The organism is Winogradskyella sp. (genome assembly GCF_028282165.1).
Lineage (GTDB): Bacteria > Bacteroidota > Bacteroidia > Flavobacteriales > Flavobacteriaceae > Winogradskyella.
In genome coordinates, this window is sequence record NZ_JANQIM010000016.1 from 1 (window position 1) to 21,448 (window position 21,448).

General features: G+C 34.8%; 22 protein-coding genes and 1 pseudogene. 11 read left to right on the plus strand and 12 right to left on the minus strand.

Features of this window, described 5'->3' with window-relative positions; genetic code table 11:
• Positions 1-261, plus strand: a pseudogene (locus tag Q0972_RS07265) (DUF2892 domain-containing protein); the annotation flags it as partial.
• Positions 262-343: 82 nt separating this feature from the next.
• On the opposite strand, the gene Q0972_RS07270 reads toward Q0972_RS07265, so the two are convergent.
• Both Q0972_RS07270 and Q0972_RS07275 read right to left on the minus strand, forming a co-directional pair.
• The gene (locus tag Q0972_RS07270; protein ID WP_299364276.1) at positions 344-1,270 is read right to left on the minus strand and encodes a lytic transglycosylase domain-containing protein; all 927 of its coding nucleotides are present in this window, start codon (positions 1,268-1,270) and stop codon (positions 344-346) included.
• Between the two features lie 47 nt (positions 1,271-1,317).
• Positions 1,318-1,980, minus strand: coding sequence for an alpha/beta hydrolase (locus Q0972_RS07275; protein WP_299364278.1), 663 nt, complete (start codon positions 1,978-1,980; stop codon positions 1,318-1,320).
• A gap of 184 nt (positions 1,981-2,164) precedes the next feature.
• Here Q0972_RS07275 and Q0972_RS07280 point away from each other — a divergent pair, with 184 nt between their 5' ends.
• On the plus strand, positions 2,165-2,461 hold the full coding sequence (locus Q0972_RS07280) for an N-acetyltransferase (protein WP_299364279.1): 297 nt from the start codon (positions 2,165-2,167) through the stop codon (positions 2,459-2,461).
• Positions 2,462-2,515: 54 nt separating this feature from the next.
• On the opposite strand, the gene Q0972_RS07285 is transcribed toward Q0972_RS07280, so the two are convergent.
• Positions 2,516-2,962, minus strand: coding sequence for a hypothetical protein (locus Q0972_RS07285; RefSeq protein WP_299364282.1), 447 nt, complete (start codon positions 2,960-2,962; stop codon positions 2,516-2,518).
• Between the two features lie 53 nt (positions 2,963-3,015).
• Positions 3,016-4,374, minus strand: coding sequence for a tRNA (N(6)-L-threonylcarbamoyladenosine(37)-C(2))-methylthiotransferase MtaB (mtaB, locus tag Q0972_RS07290; RefSeq protein WP_299364284.1), 1,359 nt, complete (start codon positions 4,372-4,374; stop codon positions 3,016-3,018).
• 45 nt (positions 4,375-4,419) lie between these two features.
• Here mtaB and Q0972_RS07295 point away from each other — a divergent pair, with 45 nt between their 5' ends.
• Positions 4,420-6,039, plus strand: coding sequence for an ABC transporter substrate-binding protein (locus Q0972_RS07295; protein WP_299364286.1), 1,620 nt, complete (start codon positions 4,420-4,422; stop codon positions 6,037-6,039).
• A gap of 93 nt (positions 6,040-6,132) precedes the next feature.
• Here Q0972_RS07295 and Q0972_RS07300 read toward each other — a convergent pair whose 3' ends face one another.
• The 3 genes from Q0972_RS07300 to Q0972_RS07310 form a co-directional block, all read right to left on the minus strand.
• A complete protein-coding gene (locus Q0972_RS07300; RefSeq protein ID WP_299364288.1) occupies positions 6,133-7,041 on the minus strand; it encodes a hypothetical protein in 909 nt (302 codons plus the stop codon).
• Position 7,042: 1 nt separating this feature from the next.
• On the minus strand, positions 7,043-8,218 hold the full coding sequence (locus Q0972_RS07305; protein WP_299364290.1) for a putative sugar nucleotidyl transferase: 1,176 nt from the start codon (positions 8,216-8,218) through the stop codon (positions 7,043-7,045).
• A gap of 79 nt (positions 8,219-8,297) precedes the next feature.
• The gene (locus Q0972_RS07310) at positions 8,298-8,549 is read right to left on the minus strand and encodes a type B 50S ribosomal protein L31 (RefSeq protein WP_299364292.1); all 252 of its coding nucleotides are present in this window, start codon (positions 8,547-8,549) and stop codon (positions 8,298-8,300) included.
• Between the two features lie 161 nt (positions 8,550-8,710).
• On the opposite strand from Q0972_RS07310, the gene Q0972_RS07315 reads away from it, so the two are divergent.
• The 5 genes from Q0972_RS07315 to Q0972_RS07335 all read left to right on the plus strand — a co-directional run bounded on the left by Q0972_RS07315 (position 8,711) and on the right by Q0972_RS07335 (position 15,109).
• The gene (locus Q0972_RS07315) at positions 8,711-9,244 is read left to right on the plus strand and encodes a DUF4199 domain-containing protein (protein ID WP_299364294.1); all 534 of its coding nucleotides are present in this window, start codon (positions 8,711-8,713) and stop codon (positions 9,242-9,244) included.
• A gap of 45 nt (positions 9,245-9,289) precedes the next feature.
• Positions 9,290-10,240 carry a glycosyltransferase family 2 protein gene (locus tag Q0972_RS07320; RefSeq protein ID WP_299364296.1) on the plus strand — a complete coding sequence of 317 codons (951 nt, stop codon included), beginning with the start codon at positions 9,290-9,292 and terminating at the stop codon, positions 10,238-10,240.
• 73 nt (positions 10,241-10,313) lie between these two features.
• Positions 10,314-12,041: a phospho-sugar mutase gene (locus Q0972_RS07325; protein ID WP_299364297.1), complete on the plus strand. Its 1,728-nt coding sequence runs from the start codon at positions 10,314-10,316 to the stop codon at positions 12,039-12,041.
• 8 nt (positions 12,042-12,049) lie between these two features.
• A complete protein-coding gene (locus tag Q0972_RS07330) occupies positions 12,050-13,285 on the plus strand; it encodes an IPT/TIG domain-containing protein (RefSeq protein WP_299364298.1) in 1,236 nt (411 codons plus the stop codon).
• A complete protein-coding gene (locus Q0972_RS07335; protein ID WP_299364299.1) occupies positions 13,286-15,109 on the plus strand; it encodes an ABC transporter ATP-binding protein in 1,824 nt (607 codons plus the stop codon).
• On the opposite strand, the gene Q0972_RS07340 is transcribed toward Q0972_RS07335, so the two are convergent.
• Positions 15,110-16,147 carry a hypothetical protein gene (locus Q0972_RS07340; protein ID WP_299364300.1) on the minus strand — a complete coding sequence of 346 codons (1,038 nt, stop codon included), beginning with the start codon at positions 16,145-16,147 and terminating at the stop codon, positions 15,110-15,112.
• A 381-nt stretch (positions 16,148-16,528) separates the two neighbouring features.
• Between Q0972_RS07340 and Q0972_RS07345 the strand changes: the two genes are divergently transcribed.
• From Q0972_RS07345 to Q0972_RS07355, 3 genes are read left to right on the plus strand one after another with little or no spacing between them, the layout of a single operon-like run.
• The gene (locus Q0972_RS07345) at positions 16,529-17,071 is read left to right on the plus strand and encodes an RNA polymerase sigma factor (RefSeq protein ID WP_299364302.1); all 543 of its coding nucleotides are present in this window, start codon (positions 16,529-16,531) and stop codon (positions 17,069-17,071) included.
• A gap of 56 nt (positions 17,072-17,127) precedes the next feature.
• Positions 17,128-17,625 (plus strand): hypothetical protein, encoded by a 498-nt coding sequence (locus Q0972_RS07350; RefSeq protein ID WP_299364303.1) that lies wholly within the window; start codon positions 17,128-17,130, stop codon positions 17,623-17,625.
• A 9-nt stretch (positions 17,626-17,634) separates the two neighbouring features.
• Positions 17,635-18,090, plus strand: coding sequence for a sensor of ECF-type sigma factor (locus Q0972_RS07355; RefSeq protein WP_299364305.1), 456 nt, complete (start codon positions 17,635-17,637; stop codon positions 18,088-18,090).
• 27 nt (positions 18,091-18,117) lie between these two features.
• Here Q0972_RS07355 and Q0972_RS07360 read toward each other — a convergent pair whose 3' ends face one another.
• The 4 genes from Q0972_RS07360 to Q0972_RS07375 form a co-directional block, all read right to left on the minus strand.
• Entirely contained in the window at positions 18,118-19,143 is a 1,026-nt protein-coding gene (locus Q0972_RS07360; protein ID WP_367182396.1) for a WD40/YVTN/BNR-like repeat-containing protein, read from the minus strand.
• 202 nt (positions 19,144-19,345) lie between these two features.
• Positions 19,346-20,476, minus strand: a complete 1,131-nt coding sequence (locus Q0972_RS07365) for a YHYH protein (protein WP_299364308.1) — start codon at positions 20,474-20,476, stop codon at positions 19,346-19,348.
• Between the two features lie 128 nt (positions 20,477-20,604).
• Positions 20,605-21,114, minus strand: coding sequence for a Spy/CpxP family protein refolding chaperone (locus Q0972_RS07370; RefSeq protein WP_299364309.1), 510 nt, complete (start codon positions 21,112-21,114; stop codon positions 20,605-20,607).
• A 3-nt stretch (positions 21,115-21,117) separates the two neighbouring features.
• Positions 21,118-21,432 (minus strand): hypothetical protein, encoded by a 315-nt coding sequence (locus tag Q0972_RS07375; RefSeq protein ID WP_299364310.1) that lies wholly within the window; start codon positions 21,430-21,432, stop codon positions 21,118-21,120.
• Between the last annotated feature and the right edge of the window lie 16 nt (positions 21,433-21,448).

Below are 21,448 nucleotides of genomic sequence, written 5' to 3' on the forward strand. Positions count from 1 at the left end.
TTCAAAAAGGCAATTAGCCTAGGTCTATCGATGGATCACGATTTGGCTATGGCCAAACTAAATTTAGCTGGTATTGCGTTTTCTAAACGTCGCAAGCAAGAAGCCCAAAAGTTATTGTCTGAAGCCGAAAAGCTTGATAAACGCGATATGCTTGCTGAACAAATAAAAATGATGAAGCAACAAATGAAGAAAGCTTCTATACCAAAACAACATTATGGGCAACCGACTTCTGCCAGGCAACATCGAAGAAGTAGACGATAGAGGAGTTAGGAGTTAGGTAACATACTCTAAAACCACCAAACTTATAAACAATACTAAACGAATAAATCCATAAACACCTTAATCATTTGTAATACCCTTCTTTGGGAATCTCAATAGTATATGGCTTTCTGGATTTATTATTCAGATGCCGTTCTCTTAACCATGGGTTGTGGATTTTAAGAATTTTATAATTTATCCCAAATTGTTTTGCAAACTGGGAAAAATCGGTTACGGCTGTATCCACTTCGACTTTAAAAGTTGGAATGTACGTATACAAATCACTTTTATTAAAATTAAAACCATATTTTGACGGGTTGTTCAAGATTTCTTTTAATGCCACAATCCTAAACATATAACGACCGGTTTCTTCGCCTAATAACAAATCGTAATAATTAGCAACACCTTGTTCCTTTAATCGCCTGGAAATTCCAGAATTACCGGCATTATAGGCAGCCGCCGCTAAGGTCCATGACCCAAATTGTGCTTTAGCCTTTTTTAAGTACTTACAGGCCACTTCTGTTGCCATTTCTAGATTATAGCGTTCGTCAACGTTAGTATTGATTTCTAGACCATTTTCACGTCCAGTAGTTTTCATAATCTGCCAAAAACCTCTAGCTCCGGCTGGAGAAACCGCATTAGTTAAGCCACTTTCTATGACTGCTAAGTATTTAAAATCATCAGGAACTCCATTTTTTTCTAAAATAGGCTCTATAACAGGAAAGTATTTTTGGGCACGCTTAAACATTAATAACCCGTTAGATTGCCAATAGGTGTTGACCAAAAGTTCTCTATCCATGCGTTCATAGATGTCTGGGTTTTCTACAGGAACCATTTCACCTGCGAAATTTAGACCTTCTGGCATTTCCAAGGCATAGACATTATAATCCTTAACGATTGGTGTTTCTTTTCCGATAGTTTCATCTGAAGGTGCCTTTTGCATCGAGAAGATAAAAAGCCCAGAAATGCAGATTAATCCTATTGCTGCTAAAGTATTTTTTAAGATTTGCATGGCATTATTTTTTGTACAATGTAAAAAAACTATTGAATTATACAAACCTAATTTTCAATAAGTTTCGGGAGATTTTCGTTAAACCACTTGAACTTGTTGATTATCATAATATGAGTACCTCCTCTAATTATGATACAATCCCCTTGGCAAGAATGTGGAAAAACAATGTCTTTATCGCCATGAATGTAAATAGCCTCTGGGTGTGGTTCTTCCTGTTCCCAACAGACTACCTGCTTTATTGCCCAATCCAAATACACTTTATCACTTACTGATAGGTATTTTTTGTATAAATCCACACGTTTTTTTATAGTTTCCCCAAAGGCATATTTGGCTAATAAATCGATATTACCAACTAATTGGGTGGGTAGAATTTTGTAGGCTTTGGTGTATTTTAGCAACTTTAAACGCTTGGGCAGTTCATGATGGGATTTTACACTCGATACTACAAAGAGTTTTTTTAAATCTAAGAATTTACTCATTTCTTGTACCAACATACCACCAAACGAAACTCCCAATAGTACAACATTATCATACTTAATAAGCTCACACATACGCTTAGCATAGTCTTCTAAGGTTTCTTCTTTATGAGGCATTTGCCATTTTAGCCAATGAATTTTATAGCGATCTTCTGGTAGTTTGATATACTCAAAAATTGTAGGATTTGCAGCCATTCCTGGCATTAAATATACATGGGTCAATTCTGGGGTCATTCGTGCTTTTTTTCGAATTTAATTTATCAATTTTCAGCAATACCTAAACACTTAATTAGTTATAATTTAACGTTTTAACAACCTTATCTTAAAACATAAGCCGATTTTTTGTACCTTTGCACTGCAAAACTATATAAAATATAGTATCTACTTGCCAACCGCTAACTTAAAAACAAAGAAAATTATGACTGAAACTGCTGAATTGATTGATAATGACTTTCTGCGTCAATATGAATTAAAGGTTGAAAACGAAATGGCCGTTATTGAATATTCCCTTCAAGAACGTAAAATCTTTTTAACGAAGTTGGTGATACCTGAGGCCATAAAAACCGTAGAATTTGAAAAAGAATTTTTGGCAATGGTATTTGATGATATTAAAGAGCGAAACATCAGTGTGGTCCCAACAAGTCCAGAAATTGCAAAGTTTGTTAGGAGCAATAGAAAGTATAAACGTATGCTTCCTGTTGGCATCCGCATATAATTAATAAGAGAAATACAACAAAAAACCCAAAACATTTAAGTTTTGGGTTTTTTGTTAATATTCTACATCCATACTACCGTCAGTAAGCTGAATCGAACTATACGAATCTGTTTCTGGATCATAAGAAGATAATATTCCTGAAAAATCCATAGCAAAGCGTGCATTTGTATTGATGGCTATATCAACAATCAAGTTATCGCTATCTTGTGCTTGCTTAAAAATTTTACCTCTAATGGTATATGCGAAGTTTTTAACAACATTAGCACCTTCGTCATTAATGTTAGCATTAAATGTAATTATTCTACTGGTATTACTATTTATTACGGCTGTAAAAGATCTTTCGTTTGTAGAACCTTGACGATCGACTATAATAGAATTAAAAATCATCTTTTGGCCATTAACTGTAACATCTAATCGCTCAGGAGGAACATCATTATCACTACAAGAAGATGATAAAAGTAATCCTGATAATAAAAACAGCGAAAACAAAACTCTATTCATAACAAATTGTGAATTAATGATTTAATACACAAATATACATTATAAGGAATGGATTAAGAAACTTCCTTTAGAGTTGATTGTTGCACAAACTCAAACCTTACTAGACCATCGTCGTCGATTTTAGTGAGATGAACTTTATGAAGCGTATTTACTAATTCTGGATTCCAAGGTGTTTTAACCTTCACGTAGTTTTCTGTAAATCCATGAATATAGCCTTCTTTGTTTTCTCCTTCAAATAAAACTATTCGTTCTGTATTTAACTGGCTCTCATAAAATGCCCTTCGTTTTTTTGCGGATAAACCTCTTAGCATCTTACTGCGCTTTGCCCTAATATTTTTAGGCACCACACCTCCCATTGACGCAGCTTCAGTATTATCGCGTTCTGAATAGGTAAACACATGCAAATACGAAATATCCAATGCATTCAAAAAATTATATGTCTCCAAAAAATACTCATCAGTCTCTCCCGGAAAACCAACTATGACATCCACTCCAATACAAGCATGCGGCATCACTTCTTTTATCTTAGAAACACGATCTACATATAATTCTCGCATATAGCGACGTTTCATTTTTTTAAGAATGGTATTGCTTCCACTCTGTAAAGGGACATGAAAATGAGGTACAAAAGCTCTGGACTGAGATACGAGCTCAATGGTTTCATTCTTAAGTAAATTGGGCTCTATAGATGAAATCCTTAAACGCTCTATACCTTCTACTTTGTCGAGCTCATTGACTAAATCCAAAAAGGTATGTTCGTGTTTTTTATTGCCGAATTCGCCTTTTCCGTAATCACCAATATTTACTCCTGTCAACACAATTTCCTTGATACCCTGTTCGGAAATCTCAATTGCATTTTTTAATACATTTTCCATAGTATCACTACGTGAAATACCTCGAGCTAAAGGAATAGTACAGTAGGTACATTTATAATCACAACCATCCTGTACTTTTAAAAATGCTCTGGTTCTATCACCAATGGAGTAGCTTCCTACATAAAAATCAGCATCTTCTATTTCGCAACTATGAACCTCTCCGCCCCTTCGACTGCGCTCAGGATTGCTTAGCAACTCATTTATATAATAGGTTACATTGAATTTTTCAGTTGCTCCTAACACCAAATCCACGCCTTCAACATCAGCGAGTTCTTGTGGTTTTAATTGGGCATAGCAACCAATGGCAGCAACGAAAGCATCAGGATTTACTTTTTGAGCCTGCTTAACGATGGTCTTAAAACGTTTGTCAGCATTCTCTGTAACTGAGCACGTATTTATCACATAGATATCTGCCTTCTCTTTAAAGTCCACACGGTCAAATCCCTCATTATTAAAACTTCTTGCTATTGTAGAAGTCTCAGAGAAATTGAGCTTACAACCTAAGGTATAAAATGCGACTTTTTTTGTTGGGTTCATTCTTGTATTTTTACCAAGTTGGCAAATTTACAACATATAACTTACATGCAAAAACCCAGTAGACTCTTATTCAAATACTTAATTGTTTGTTTTGCTATATGTTCTTGTGCTTCAAAAGATAATGCTAACAAGGACCATTTGGTTTTTAGGTATAACGAACACAAAAATATTGGGTCTTTAGATCCTGCCTTTTCAAAAGACTTGGCTGATATTTGGGCAACACACCAGCTATTTAATGGCTTGGTACAAATGGATGATCGGCTTAATGTACAACCATGTATTGCAAAACACTGGTCTGTAAAAGACAGTGCCAAAGTGTATACCTTTATTTTGAGAGATGATGTGTATTTTCACCATCATCAATTGTTTGGAAAGGATTCTACAAGATCTGTCATAGCAAATGATTTTGAATATAGTTTCAAAAGATTAAAGGATAAGTCTGTAGCTTCACCGGGAAGTTGGGTCTTAAACAAAGTAGAAAGCTTTTCCGCTATTAACGACTCAACCTTTCAAATTAAATTAAAACAACCGTTTCCTGCTTTTTTAGGCCTGTTAACCATGAAATATTGTTCGGTAGTACCTCAGGAAATTGTTGAACATTACGGTAACGATTTTAGATCACATCCTATAGGGACTGGACCATTTAAATTTAAGCGTTGGGAAGAAAACATAAAACTGGTTTTTAGAAGAAACGATCATTATTTCGAAACAGGTGAAAATGGTAATGTATTACCTTATTTACAAGCTGTTGCCATAACATTTTTACCCGACAAGCAAAGTGAGTTTTTGCAGTTTGCCCAAGGCAATATTGATTTTGTTTCGGGTTTGGATGCCTCTTATAAGGATGAAATTTTAACGGCTGATGGTAATTTACGACAGCTCTATGCAGATGATGTTAATATGATTCGCGGCCCTTACCTCAACACAGAATATTTAGCCTTTTTTATGGAAACTGATGTAGAAGTTTTGCAAGCTTTAAAGCTCAGAAAAGCTATAAACCATGGCTTTGATAGAGCTAAAATGATGACTTACCTTAGAAATGGCATAGGTATTCCTGCTACTGGCGGGTTTATTCCAAAAGGCTTGCCTGGTTTTGATGGTTCTATTGGCTTTACCTATCAACCTGAAAAAGCAAAACAGCTTATCAAAGAATTTAAATCTGAAACAGGAATTACCAATCCTGAAGTGACTTTAACAACCACAAGTAACTATCTTAGTTTTTGTGAATTTATTCAGCGTGAGCTTCAAAAAATTGGGCTGCAAGTTAATGTGGATGTAGTTCCGGCCTCTAGTCTAAAGGACGCTAAAGCCAATGGTCAATTGGATTTTTTTAGAGCAAGTTGGGTAGCGGACTATCCTGATGCCGAAAACTATCTCTCTTTATACTACAGTAAAAATTTTGCACCCAACGGACCAAACTATACTCATTACGCTAATGATACATTTGACCGACTATACGAGACCTCTTATTTAGAAACCAATCCAGAAACTAGAGCTAAACTTTACACACAAATGGATGCTTTAGTGATGGAATCTGCACCAATAGTGCCCTTATTTTATGATGAAGTAGTACGGTTTACCAGAAAAGAAGTTAAAGGTCTTGGGATTAATGCCACTAATTTGTTAGAGTTGAAGAATGTGAAAAAAGAAATTACTAAGCAGTAAGCAGTGTTTAGTATTCAGAATACGCAAAACCAAATAAACAAATCAACTCCCTTACACCAAATACCTAATACCTAACCCCTAACTCCCAAACTATCAAAACTTCTCAAAATAATACAGATCATCCCCTCCTTCTCCTTTGAGGCGTCGCGAAGATAAATAACCCGTTGTTAAATCATCATTTAAGAAAAAAGAAAAATCATCACCTCTACTATTAATAGGCTTTTCTAGAGATACTGGCACTTGTTCGCTATCATTTGAATTTAAATCATAAACATAAATATCGATACCGCCTTTTCCTCCCCTGCGATTTGACGAGAAATACAATTTGTTATCTGTACTGACGAACGGAAAAATCTCGGTACGTGAAGAATTAACGGTTTCTCCTAAACTGGTGACTTCGCCATAAGTCTCATGATTTGTTACAGAAACCTTGTACAAGTCTGATTTTCCTTTTGTACCTCTTACATCTGCTATAAAATATAAAGTATTACCATCTGGACTTAAGGCTGGATGCGCATAATTGTGATCGGGTTCGCAAAATGGCAAGGTCTCAAAATTGGTCCAACCTTTACCCTCAACATACTCCGCACGTCTAATTTGTAAGTTGTAAGTCTCTATGCCTTTCAACTTGTTAGTGCCTTTACCAAGTTGATTGGTGGTAAAATACATATACTTTCCATCTTTGGAAAAGGTCGCAGCGGACATGTTAAATCTTCCTAATTCGGTTTTCTTAATGGGTTCAGCATTATTAATTTCGCCATCTTTACTTGCGGGAGCTTCGTACATGGTATAAATAAACCCATCAAACTTATCCTTGATGGCCCTTCCTCTTTTTGTTGTGAGGTTATGGCTAAAAAAAAGTTTATCACCTACAACACGAGCAGCAAAATGATCGAGTTCAGTGTTAATTTTAAGTTTTTTTACTTCTACATCTTTACTTTGGGAAAAGCTGAATGCAATAGTTAACAAAAGTAGTCCTGTAAATTTGGTTTTAAGCTTCATGCTATTCTCTTCTATAGGATTTAGTTATTTCAAAAATGTGTTCTAAAATTGCTTTATCCTTTTCTGTGAATTCTTCCTTGCGCCTTGCCATAACGACCTTAGCTACTTCAAAGGCTTTGTTGGTTTTATAAGTTACAAAGCCTTTGCTTCCTCCCCAAGAGAAGCTAGGTACAAAATTTCTGGGAAAACCACTTCCAAAGATATTAGCACTTACACCAACAACCGTACCAGTATTGAACATGGTATTGATACCACATTTGCTATGATCGCCCATCATAAGTCCACAAAACTGTAATCCTGTCTTGGCAAATCCACCTGTATTATAGTTCCATAATCTAACTTCGGCATAATTATTCTTTAAATTACTATTGTTGGTATCGGCACCTAGGTTACACCATTCTCCCAAAACGGAATTACCTAAAAATCCATCATGCCCTTTGTTAGAGTACCCAAAAATCACCGAATTATTAACTTCACCTCCAACCTTACTGTAAGGTCCTACCGTTGTTGGCCCATATATTTTCGTTGCCAGTTTTAAAGCTGCATTATTACAAAGTGCCAAGGGTCCTCTAACTACAGATCCTTCCATAATCTCCGCATCTCTACCGATGTAAATAGGCCCCGAACTTGCATTAAGTGTCACAAAATTTAACTTAGCGCCTTTCTCTATAAAGATATGTTCGGGATTAATAGTATTAACTGAAGCTGGTATAGGTTGGGACTTTCTTCCTTTAGTGATTAATCTAAAATCTTCTTCAATAGCATCCCCATTTCTTGAAAAAATATCCCAAGTGTTCTCAATCTTCAATATTTCACCCCTAAATTCCAAAGCTTCAAACTTTGAAAAATCGTTGACTTCCTCACCTTCTTTTGCAAAAAAAGCAATAACATCCTCGCCTTTGAACAATGCTTCGTTGTGCTTTAAGTTTTTAACAAACTCAACAACCTCGGGATTGGGAAGAAAAGAAGCATTGATCATTATGTTATCGTCCATTTCTACCATAGGAAATTTATCGGATAAATAATCTTCTGTCACAGTCGTCGTAGTGTATTCTAAATAAGATTCCCATTTTTGACGAATCGTTAAAATACCTACCCTGATATCTGCAACTGGTCTCGTGTATGTAAATGGCAAGAGATCATTACGATAAGGACCATCAAAAAGTATGTAGTTCATTTGCTAATGCGTTTGTGTAAAAATAAAAAAAGCCTTTCTAGTAGAGAAAGGCTTTTTCAAAATATCTAAATGCTGAAGCTTATTTTTTAAACTTAGCATATTTGCTTTTAAATTTATCAATACGACCTGCCGTATCTACCAGTTTAGATTTACCAGTATAATATGGATGAGAAGTTCTGGAAATCTCCAATTTAATTAGTGGATATTCAACACCATCTACATCAATAGTCTCATTTGTATCTGCTGTAGACTTAGCTAAAAAGATATCATCATTAGACATATCCTTAAATGCTACAACTCTATAATTTTCTGGATGTATTCCTGCTTTCATCGCTAAATGCTTTAAATAATTTCGATTTTTTCGAGGTGCAAATTTAAGTAATTTTTATAAATCTACAATCTTTTTACTAATTTTTATTTTCAATGTTTCCTGTAACAAATCATTATCTTTGATTACTAACTATTCAATTAACTAAAAAACCATTTAAAATTATGGAAAAATCATTAAAATCCTCTTCCGCTAATTACGGGCTTTATCTGGGTTTAATTTTAAGTGCACTTACCATTATAGGATATGCGGTATCTTTGGACTTATTTACCAAGTGGTGGTTTGGAATTCTATTGTTATTAATTGTCATTATTCTTGGTATAATGTCATCAATGAAAGCCAGAAAGTTATTGGGCGGCTTTATTAGTTTCAAAAATGCCTTTACGGCCTATTTCATCGCCATTCTTGTAGGAATATTGCTTAGTTCCCTGGTAAGTTTCTTAATTTTTAATGTAGTAGATCCAGACGCTGCCAGCATCCTTCAAGAAAAAATCATTGAATCTCAAGTTCAGATGTTAGAAAGATTTGGCACACCACAAGATGCCATAGATAAAGCTGTTAGCGATATGCAAGCTAATGGGAGTATGTATTCTATTGGTAATATCTTAAAATCAATTGCTTATCAACTTGTTGGATTTAGTATCGTTGGTCTTATTGTAGCACTTGTAGTCAAAAAATCTGACCCAAATGCTGCTTAAATAATTTCTTTATTTTTGGTGTCTAGTAATTTAGACAACAACAATATGAACCTATCAGTAGTCATACCACTACTTAATGAAGAAGAATCTTTAAAAGAATTACACGATTGGATTGTGTCCGTGATGCAATCCAATTCGTTTTCTTACGAGATTTTATTTATTGACGATGGCAGTACCGATGGTTCTTGGGAAGTTATTACTCAACTTAACCAAAACAACCCAAACGTAAAAGGAATTCGTTTTTTAAAGAATTTTGGAAAATCACAAGCCTTGCATGCTGGTTTTGCACAGGCCAAAGGAGATGTAGTGATTACTATGGATGCTGATTTACAGGACAATCCAGAAGAGATTCCTGAATTATACAAAATGGTCATAGAGGATAGATACGATCTCATCTCTGGCTGGAAAAAGAAGCGCTATGATTCCGTAATCACCAAAAACTTACCTTCAAAACTATTCAATTGGGCTGCAAGACGTACATCTGGCGTTAGATTGCATGATTTTAATTGCGGTCTCAAAGCTTATAGCAATACTGTAGTAAAACATATTGAGGTTTTTGGAGAAATGCATAGATACATCCCTGTTTTGGCAAAAAATGCTGGTTTTGCAAATATTGGCGAAAAAGTAGTAAAGCATCAAGCGCGTAAATACGGAAAGACCAAGTTTGGCATGAACCGCTTTATAAATGGTTTTTTAGACCTGATCACTATCTGGTTTGTCTCTCGATTCGGTAAAAGACCAATGCATCTTTTTGGTGCTTTAGGTGTGTTGATGTTCTTCATTGGTTTTGGGTTTGCTTTTTATTTAGGTGTTGATAAATTGTTCCTAAATCCTACGGGGCGCCTTATCACTGACAGGCCTCAATTTTATATTGCCTTAGCTACTATGATTATTGGTTCGCAGCTATTTATTGCAGGCTTTTTAGGAGAGCTCATTTTAAGATCTAAGCGCCAGCAACAGCGCTATTACATTAAAGAATCCATAAATATATCGTAACATAGAATTATCGTTCAGATTTAAGCATCCCTATCTAAGATTGTTTACATTTGTGTTACTATAATTTTTACCCATGATTTACATAAAGCCTGAAATTTTAGAACGCGTTAATTCTTGGTTAACACCAACATTTGATAACGACACACAAGAGCAGATCAAACACATGATTGCTTCCGATCCAAAGGGATTGGAAGAAAGTTTTTATAAGGATTTAGAGTTTGGTACTGGTGGTATGCGGGGTATTATGGGATTAGGCACCAACCGAATTAACAAATATACCTTAGGAAAAAACACACAAGGGCTGAGCAATTACTTAAAGGCAGCATTTCCTGATGAGACCTTAAAAGTCGCTATTGCTTACGATTGTAGACATAATAGTAAGTCTTTTGGAAAAGTAGTAGCCGACGTGTTCTCTGCAAACAGCATTCAGGTTTATTTATTCGAAGATCTAAGACCCACACCAGAGCTTTCTTTTGCCCTAAAGCATTTAAATTGTCACTGCGGTATTGTTTTAACGGCCTCTCATAATCCACCAGAATATAATGGCTATAAAGTGTATTGGCAAGATGGCGGACAACTGGTACCACCACAAGATGAGGAAATCATCGCAGAAATAAATCAATTGGATTACGCTGAAGTTAGGTTTGAATCTAATTCTGATTTAATCCAGTATATAGGAAAAGACGTAGATGATATTTTTATAGAATCTTCTATCAAAAATGGAAGCTTTGATACATCATCTCAAGCCAAAGAAAACTTGAATGTTGTTTTTACTTCTTTGCATGGAACATCTATCATGTCAATTCCTGAAACCTTAAAACGTGCAGGATATACCAATGTGCATATTGTTGAAGAGCAAGCTAAGCCAAATGGCGATTTCCCAACGGTAGTCTCGCCAAATCCAGAAGAACCTGAAGCCTTAAAAATGGCTATGGAACTTGCCGAAAAAGTAGACGGTGATATCGTCATTGGCACTGATCCAGATTGCGACCGCTTAGGAGTAGTAGTCCGTAATCTCGAAAATGAATTGGTGATTTTAAATGGTAACCAGACCATGCTTCTGATGACAGATTTCCTGTTGAAACAATGGAAAAATGCCAATAGAATTAATGGTAACCAATTTGTAGGATCAACTATCGTTTCTACACCAATGATGTCAGTCTTGGCAGAAGCTTATGGTGTTGAATGTAAGGTTGGGCTTACTGGTTTTAAATGGATTGCCAAAATGATAAAGGATTTTCCTGAGTTAGACTTTATTGGAGGTGGTGAAGAGAGTTTCGGTTTTATGGTTGGCGATTTTGTAAGGGATAAAGATGCTGTAACCTCTACCCTTTTAGCCTGTGAGATTGCGGCACAAGCTAAAGCTAATGGAAAAACCATGTATGAGTCTTTAATTGAGCTATACGTTGAGCATGGTTTTTATAAAGAACGTTTAGTGTCTTTGACCAAAAAAGGAATTGAAGGTGCCCAAGAGATTAAACAAATTATGATCGACTCTAGGGAAAATCCGTTTAAGGAACTCAATGGCTCAAAGGTGATACGTGTAGAGGATTATCAACTTTCTATCGCAAAGGATATGGTAAATGATAGTGAAGAAGCGATCGACATTCCAAAATCTAATGTACTTATCTATTATACGGAAGACGGAAGTAAAATTGCATTAAGACCCAGTGGTACGGAACCAAAGATTAAGTTCTATGTAAGCGTTAACACCAAACTTGACAATGTGTCTGCTTTTAAAGAAACGGAGCAATTATTGGAAGACAAGATAGACGCCATCCTTAAGGATATGAATTTATAATTGATAGAATGAAACATTCCATAAAATTTATTACTCTATTATTAATTGTATTTAATTTGTCTTGTAGTGATGATAATCCTACAAACAATGAAGATCCAACCGAAGATATTAATGACGAAATTAATATTGTTTCATATAGCCCTAGTGAGGGCTATCCAGGAGAATCTGTTACTATATCTGGAGATAATTTTAATTTATTATCTGATGATTTTGCTGTTTTTTTTGACAATTTTAATGCAGTAATAACATCTTTTTCCTCAAATGAAATTTCCATTGTTGTTCCTAAAGCTAGCTCTGGGAACTATAATATTAAAATAATCGATGATACTGAAGAAATCCCTATTGGAAATTTTGAAATACTCGATATTAAACTCTTATCATTTAATACGGCGAACAATGGACAATTGATTGAGTATGGTCTCTATTCTGGCGAGGTTAATCCTGTTATGCAAATAGATTATAATTTCTCAGACACTGAGCCGTTGACCTCGTTTGCCGATATTAATCAAGATACCATTTATTTTTTAGACAATACCTCTTCCAGCTTTTCAATAAACCATTATGACATAGTTTCTGACAATTTAACTACAAACAGTTTTAATTTTTCAGATTTTGATGTCCTAGATAATGCTATTGCTCCCAAGGTTGTGGCTTTGCACTACAGAACACAAAATGGCAAAATATATATCATTATTGATTCTGATAACTCAACAAATAACAGTAGAGTGCATTATCTTTTTGAATATGTTCCCGAAACGAATCAAATTGAGTACACAAGTGTCGAATTCTTTCAACAACAGATTTTTTCAACATTACTAAACGAACCCTACATCCATACATCAGGTGTATTTAACGATTATAAGTTCTTAAATTTAAATCTAGATAGTCTTACTGCTACAGATCAAGGTCTACATAGTGGATTTCCTATTTTCGACTTAACCCTAGATATTAACAATGATATCAGAGGCTTGTTATTATCTAATAATGACAGCTATGATTTATGTACGGTAGAACTAGACCAAAGTTTTGCAATTAGTAATATATCTTTAGAAAATTTGACAGGGTTTCCATTTGGTGGAATTTTGTTTAGTACTTCAAATGGAGATCTAGTAATTGTAACCAATGATGATGATTCGGTATATTTCAATTTATACAATGTAATAGATGATCAGTTAACTGTAACCGAATTAATAAACAATACACCAATAGAAGGCCGTAGTATATTTTTAGCTGAAGTTGAGTAGATGAATTATTTTAAGCAAATCATTGGCTTTGCCAAACCTTACAAAAGCTATGCGCTATTAAATATTGTAAGCAATATTTTTTATGCGCTATTTGGCACATTGGCAATGGTATCCTTATTTCCTATGCTAAATGTTTTGTTTGACAAAACCAAACAAATAAACACAAAGCCAACCTGGCAAGGTATCTCCAATGTAAAGGATTATCTAGAAGACTATTTAAATTTTTTTGTTACTCAAAAGGCTAATGAGGGACACGACGATGTACTTGTATTTATGGTGATTCTCGTGGTAAGTATGTTTTTACTAAAAAACCTTTTTAGCTACTTAGCCATGTACTTTATTACCTTTTTAAGAAATGGCGTGCTAAAAGATATTCGTAATGCCTTATATGACAAAGTTGTTGATTTACCGATTGCCTATTTTTCCGAAAAAAGAAAGGGAGATACTATTGCTCGAATAACAACAGATGTTCAAGAAATTCAAGTTTCATTCCTATCTATATTAGAACTTATTGTTAGAGAACCATTGATGATTCTTTTTACAATCATTACTATGTTTCTAATTAGTGCTAAACTTACTTTGTTTGTATTTATCTTTATTCCTGTTTCTGGTTTTATTATCTCAAGGATTGGAAAAAGCCTTAAAAAACGTTCTGACAGAGTTCAAAACGAACAAGGTCAATTATTATCTATTATAGAGGAAACTCTAGGAGGACTTAAAGTGATAAAAGGATTTAATTCACAAAAAATATTTGGCCAAAAATTCAAAGATTCTACTAACAGGTTTAATAAATTCTCTAATAACTTACTACATCGTCAAAATTTGGCTTCACCAACAAGCGAATTTTTAGGCATCTTGGTTATTTCAGTATTACTTTGGTATGGTGGCCAAATGGTTTTGAGAGATGGCAATCTAGAAGCTGGTTTATTTATTGTGTACATGGGATTAGCTTATAATATTTTAACTCCAGCAAAGGCGATTAGTAAAGCAAGTTACAGTGTTAAAAAAGGTAATGCCGCTGCTGAACGTGTTTTAGAAATCTTGAATACAGATTCTCCTTTGGCTGATGCTCCAAATGCTAAGTCTAAAGACAGTTTTGACTCTGAAATAAGACTTAAAAATGTTTCATTTAAGTATGAGGATGACCTAGTCCTCAAGAATTTTTCACTTACAGTACCCAAAGGAAAAAGTGTTGCTCTGGTTGGACAATCAGGAAGTGGAAAAAGTACTATTGCCAATTTGGTAACACGTTTTTACGATGTTAACGAAGGTAGTATTTCTATTGACGGAGAAAATATCAGGGACCTTACCAAGCAATCGGTTCGTAATTTAATGGGCATCGTTACACAAGACTCCATTCTCTTTAATGATAGTATTAAAAACAATATTCTTTTGGGCAAAGAAGATGCATCGGACAAAGATATAGAAGATGCTTTAAAAGTTGCCAATGCGTGGGAGTTTGTAAAAGACTTACCCAAAGGTATCGAAACCAATATTGGTGACTCTGGCAACAAATTATCTGGCGGACAAAAGCAACGCTTAAGTATCGCTAGAGCAGTACTTAAGAACCCTCCAATAATGATTTTAGATGAAGCTACTTCGGCTTTAGATACTGAGAGCGAACGCCTGGTTCAGGATGCTCTGGAGAACATGATGAAAAACAGAACCTCAATTGTTATTGCACATCGCTTATCGACCATTCAAAATGCAGATGTTATTGTTGTGATGCAAAAAGGTGAAATCGCTGAGCATGGCACACATTCAGAATTGATGACTAAAAACGGTGTTTATAAAAAATTGGTAGAGATGCAGAGTTTTGATTAGTTATTGAGATCTCACTAATAAATAAGCATTATTTATCGTTATACTATCGCTTAGAGGATCATTTGAGTTATTCCATCCAAAAACATGAATTTCATGGGCATTAGTCCCTGCGTTCCAACTCACCCAATCACTAGTTGCTATGCCACCTGTTTGGGTAGTTGCAAATGTCCAACCAGAAGCATTAGTGATAGGAAAGGATTCCGTTGTTCCGTCATGTGCTCTTAATTGAAAATTATTTGTTCCTAAAGGGTTTGTATAGCGTATGACTAATTTTATCTGAATATTGCCGCTCGAATTATAAACCGTTGGTTCAATAGAAGAGTCCATTGAACCTAAATCAATTCCTCCAGTACCGTGGTTCATGTCATAATTTGCATTTGAATACATCGGAATTGAAGACACCGGATTCACATTATCCGCCCAAGTTACATTACCAGCGCCATCGGTCTGCATAATTTGGCCATTGGTTCCTCTACTTTCGGGTAAAATATAGTTATCAATGGTTGTTTGCCCTATAGAGAACTTACCTCCTAAAAAGTAGCCCGAAAAAATATCGTCATTAGCCGAGGTACCATCAACAACACTATAAATACCATATACATTAGACGTATTATTTACATTGGTTATATCTGCATATACACCATATGCATTATTATCTATTCCCTGACTTTGGCCTATGAGACTGTAAATGCCATAAATATCAGAATCCGTAGCACTCGAATTAGTTTTAAAGACTTCTGAATAAAGACCATAACGATCCGCAGTACCTGCGCCAGAAACATTATTAAAAATACCGAACTTTGCAGCCGCGCCTCCAACCGCTGGTGTACTTGAGTTGGTAAGATGAAGCGAGTAAGTACTTTGTGTTGTTGAAGTGGATATGCTATTTACATCTACTTGTAAACCTTTACGTTCTGATGTTGCAGTAGCTTCTGTTACAACATCTAACTGAGCACCAGGGGTAGTAGTACCCACGCCAACTTGTGCAAAAATAAGTATAGGAAACATCAGTGAAAAAAGTAGGGAAAATCTTTTCATTGCAATTAAATCTTAAAATAGAACAATTAAATGTACAATTTTTCTTCTACAATCTAAAAATATAATCGTGGTAACTCCTAAAACAACTGCTTAATAGAAAGACTTTATAAATCAAAAAGGGTGCACTTTCGTACACCCTTCTCATTTTGTTACCAGATTTGGGGAACTGATAACAGTTAATAGGTTAAGCTGTGTCAAACATATAATAAATTATGTTAGAAACCAAGAAAAAAATGCTTTTTATCGTATTTTTTTGCATTTAATCGATATAAATAACCATAACTAATTGATTTTCAATGTATATTGAATAATTCAAAAAATAATAGTTTTATCCTTTAAACTTTTGGTAATTTATAAAGTCTAAATTAGCAAAGGTTTTACTTGATCAACGAAACTGAATTCATATTACGTCTAAAAGACCCATTGTCTAAAGAAGCTGCTTTTAGAGAACTCCTAATGCTCTATAAAGAACGCCTGTATTGGCATGTAAGAAAGATTGTGGTCTCTCATGATGATGCTGACGATGTATTACAGAATACCTTTATAAAGGTCTATCGCAGTATTGATAAGTTTAAAGGTGACAGCAAATTATACTCTTGGTTATACCGTATTGCTACAAACGAATCTATAACCCATATTAATAAAAATGCCAAGCGTTCGCAGATCTCTAATGAAGAATATCAAAACTTAGCTATTGATAACCTAACGGCTGATGTATATTTTGAAGGGGATGCCATACAATTAAAATTACAAAAAGCCATAGCTACTTTACCACAAAAACAGCAATTGGTATTTAATATGAAATATTTTGACAACCTAAAATACAAGGAAATCGCCGAAATTCTAGAAACCACTGAAGGTGCGCTAAAAGCATCTTATCATATAGCCGTAAAAAAAATAGAACGCTTTTTAACTTCAAATTAAACCATTTTAGTATTTTAAAGTCATAGATACAAATACTGAAACAAGTTCAGCACAACGTGAAAAAAGATAAATTACATAACGTTAAATCTACAGGTTTTAAGACACCAGAGCATTACTTTGCCTCTTTTGAAGACAAACTCTTTGAACGCTTAAATGATAAAGCATCCATAGGTGTTGACGAAACTGGATTTAAAGTACCCGATGGTTATTTTGATAAACTCGACAGTGAAATCATTAAAGAATTAAATGCCGAAGATAAGCCAGTAATTAAACTAAACACCCGTAGAACACTTTACTATGTGGCTGGCATAGCTGCATCATTAGTTTTAATGCTCGCTATTTTTTTGAATAAAGATGATGATGGAATTTCAGCCGAGATGGTAGAAACCTATCTAGAAAACCGTGATTTGGATAGTTACGAATTAGCAGAACTATTGCTTGATGCAGACCTACTCGAAGAGGATTTTACTTTAATTGAACCTGAATATAATGAAGATAATTTAGAATCTTATTTACTGGAAAACTTAGATATAGAGACTATCTTACAACAATAAAATATGATAATGAAAAAATTAATCCCAATACTAATACTATTTTTTAGTCTCTCTACTTTTGCTCAAGGTGGTGACAAAATGAAAGAGCGTATCAAGGCGCAGAAGATAGCTTTTATTTCAGATCAGCTAGACCTTAGTGAAGAGGAAGCACAGGGATTTTGGCCTATCTACAACGCTTATGAAGATACCGTAGAAGGTATTAGATCTAGCGAAATAAGAACTGTTAGAATGAAAATACGTCAAAACCCAGACATGTCTGAAGCAGAAGCCAATCAATTGATATCCCAGCTTATCAAAGCCGAAGAAAACATACTTGCTGCTAAAATTAAGTTGGTCAACGATTTAAAGAAGGTCCTTTCCTCAGTTAAAATATTAAAACTTAGAGCAGTTGAAGACCAATTCAATAAAAGACTTCTCGATAAGTTAAAAGAGTTTAGAGAACAAAGACGAAACAGAAAAAACTGAAAGAAGAAGCCAAAACGGCTTCTTTTTTTATTCCCTAAATGTTAATTTACTAATACGCCCTCTACCCGCTGCATAGGCAACGGAATCATTTAAAAATCGAATGGTGTAAAAACCCTCATCGCTTAAGTGCCTCCAATTATTGCCAGCATCGTTACTATAATCAATCCCTTTGAAACCCACTGCTACCAATTCCTTAGCATTACTATTAGGAATGTACTGCACACAACTTCTATAACCAGGCCCTTTAGCATTTGCTACCACTTGCCAGTTTCTTCCGCCATCACTTGTTCTTATTTTATTGGCTAAAGTATCATTGGGTTGGGTATAATCGCCACCAATTGCGAAACCATTATTTTCATCGTAAAAGTCTATGGAATACATCCCAGTGGTTTCCTTGCCTTGTACAATTGGCGTATCGAAAACCTCCCATGTTTTACCTTTATTTGGCGAGTACAATATTCTACTTGCCTTTCCTCCAGTTGCAACCCAAGTATGGTCACCGACTATGGCGATATTGGTATCACTAGCAGCAAAAGCAGCCTCACCTTCTTTGGCCTTTGGCAAATCATCGCAAGATAATTTGTTCCAAGTCTTACCTCCATCTCTAGTAATAATAACACTCATACAATCCTCAGTAGGATCGCCAATAGCCATACCTTCTTCATCATTCCAAAAATCCATGGAGTCGTAAAAAGCTTTTGGATGAACTTCTTGGTAAACAATTTTATTTTTTTCTAAATCAGCATCTAGACTAAACAGAACTGCTGGATTACCAATTGATATTCCATATCCTCTTTTTTCTCGAATAGCCATTGCCCTAAAATTTAGTTGTAATGTGTCATTTGATAGGTTAATTTTATGAACGTAATGCTTTCTATCCTTTAACGAATCAGTATGTTTAACTAAATAATTAGGTAGAATTGTTCCAAACTCACCTCTTGACGTTAAAAACGCACAAATATTAACTTTTTCAGGCATAATTTTTACCAAATCAATTGCCCTAATGTTTAGAAGGGAATCTTGTAACAAAGTATTAATCTCTACTTTAGTCACTTCTCTAGCTTTAAATAATCTTTTTGATTTACAAGAGTGTAAACTAGCCAAGAAAAGTAAGCAAACAATTAATAATCGCATAAATAAAATATTTCCTTAAAAATAGAAAAGCTTTACAATATATCCGTAAAGCCTTTCCAATTAACAATAATCAATCAAATTATAAACTAACCAAATTTTATGTTGGGCCCTTTTAAAAAAATTAACCTCTTCTTGCTGATCTTTGATTTCTATGTTGTAAAGCATTTTTCACTTCTTCTTCAGTGAGATAGCCATCTTTGTTGGCATCTACTCGGTCAAAAAAATCATGTAATGGCCCTTGTGCTTCATTTTTACTGATCCTCTTGTCATTATCTTTATCCATCTTTTCCAAAAGTTCTGAAAAGCTTGGTGTATATCTCCTCCCTCGCCTAGCTCTATTATCCATGTTCATAGATCTGTATTGCGGTCTTCTTTCTTCTTTATATTCACCCATTAAACATCTACTGACATATGGGAATTCACGAGTAACCAAATACATATAATGACCATCAACGGTAATGCCATTACACTCGTCTAAATCACCATAACCTTCAACATATTCAAAATCTGAAGTAAAAGTACCATCATGATGGCCTTCTACTGAAATCTGCATACGTTGCGTAGGGTTTTCGTAGGTACAATCCTCACCTTCCCTACTTCCGCTAACAGCCTTGTAACTCGACTTATACTTTCCACTTTTAGAGTAATACATTGGAAAACCATCGTGCGCAAAGCCTATATGGACTAAATCTTCACCAGAATCAAAATTTTCGATAACCGAAGTCGGAGTCCCATGATAGTGATATGCACCTGTAGGCTGCACATGAGCATGATTAAAATCCAATCCTAAATCAATGACATCTTGTAAGGCTTCAACACGATAGTTTTCACCAGTATCACAAATCACAACTTCAGCCGTTCCTGGTTCAAACTTCACACCATTTAAAGCTACACCAGGTTCTCTTACCCATTTCGCTTTGCCTATATATTTAGGATATAATGGAAATGCATACGTTTTATTTTGGGATGAAATCGCATTAGGATTTCCTTGATTCGGAAAATCACCTGTTTCATGGTCGGGTAAGGCATTGGTCGTCATGATTCTTTGGTTACCCTTTATCTTAACTACAGTCTTAGTGCCATAGGTTTCTCTATTTAAGGTATACTCGCCAAAATAGTTGTTGGTTTCTAAAGTAGTTTCATGGACATGTGATGTACCGTCATGATTGTGGGTGTATTTTGCTTTTTGACTATTGCAGTTTAGTGACAGTAAAGCTAAAAGTCCGAATATTGGATATTGATTCATGAACATAATCATTGATTTAGTCATTTAATTAAAAAAGTATTCATCATTATAGCTTTAGATGAATACTCTTTAAAAAACTTGTGCCCAATGCTGTTAAATAAACTAAAAAAGACCTCTAGCTGAGATCTTTTGCCTTAATGTCTTGGTGGTGGAGGCCCATGTTCTTTGCCTACCTTTCCTCTAGGAGGTCTTCTTCCTCTTGTTGGAGGCCCTTTGTGTAACGCATCTTTCACAAGATCCTCAAAAGCTTCTTTTTGATTATTATCACATATATTGTATATCGCTCTGAAATGCTTAAATACTTCTAAATCTTTTTTCTTTTCATATTCTCCAATAACTGAAGTGATAGAGTCAATAACTGAATTGTCTGCATTAGGTTCGGATATCTTATCAAAAAGTGCGTCTTTAGTAGCTCTAATTTGTTCTGATAGAGTCATCATCTTTTCTCTGTGTGTTCGCTCTAACGCATTAAATTGTTTCAATTGAGCATTGTTAAAATTTAATCTATTGGTGATAAAACTATCCGGACTTTTTGGCCCTTTTGATTTATTTTCTTTTGCTTCTCCTAAATATTTAAATAAAAAGAAACCATTAACTACAATTAGAAATACAAGTAAGATATAAAGTGGTAATTGTTTTTTCATTTTCTAGTTAATTAAAGCATCTTCAGAATCTATAAGCAATCCATAACTTTCGGCAAAAGTCGAGATTTCTTCATCATAATTGTCATCTCTCAACTGCATTACTGCAAAAACGTTTAAAGCCACTATTAATATTAATGTAGCGAACTGAAGTTGCGGTGTAAACCACGACCACACGGTAGCAGATTCTTCCTGTTTTTCCGAAAACATTTGCCGCAACGTTTTCTCTTTAAAAAATGGAGAAATTTTAACCTCGTCAATAGCATCTACGCTATTAATTGTTGCTTCAATTTTTTGCTTTATACTCTTATTTTTTTCCATACCCATATACTTAGAT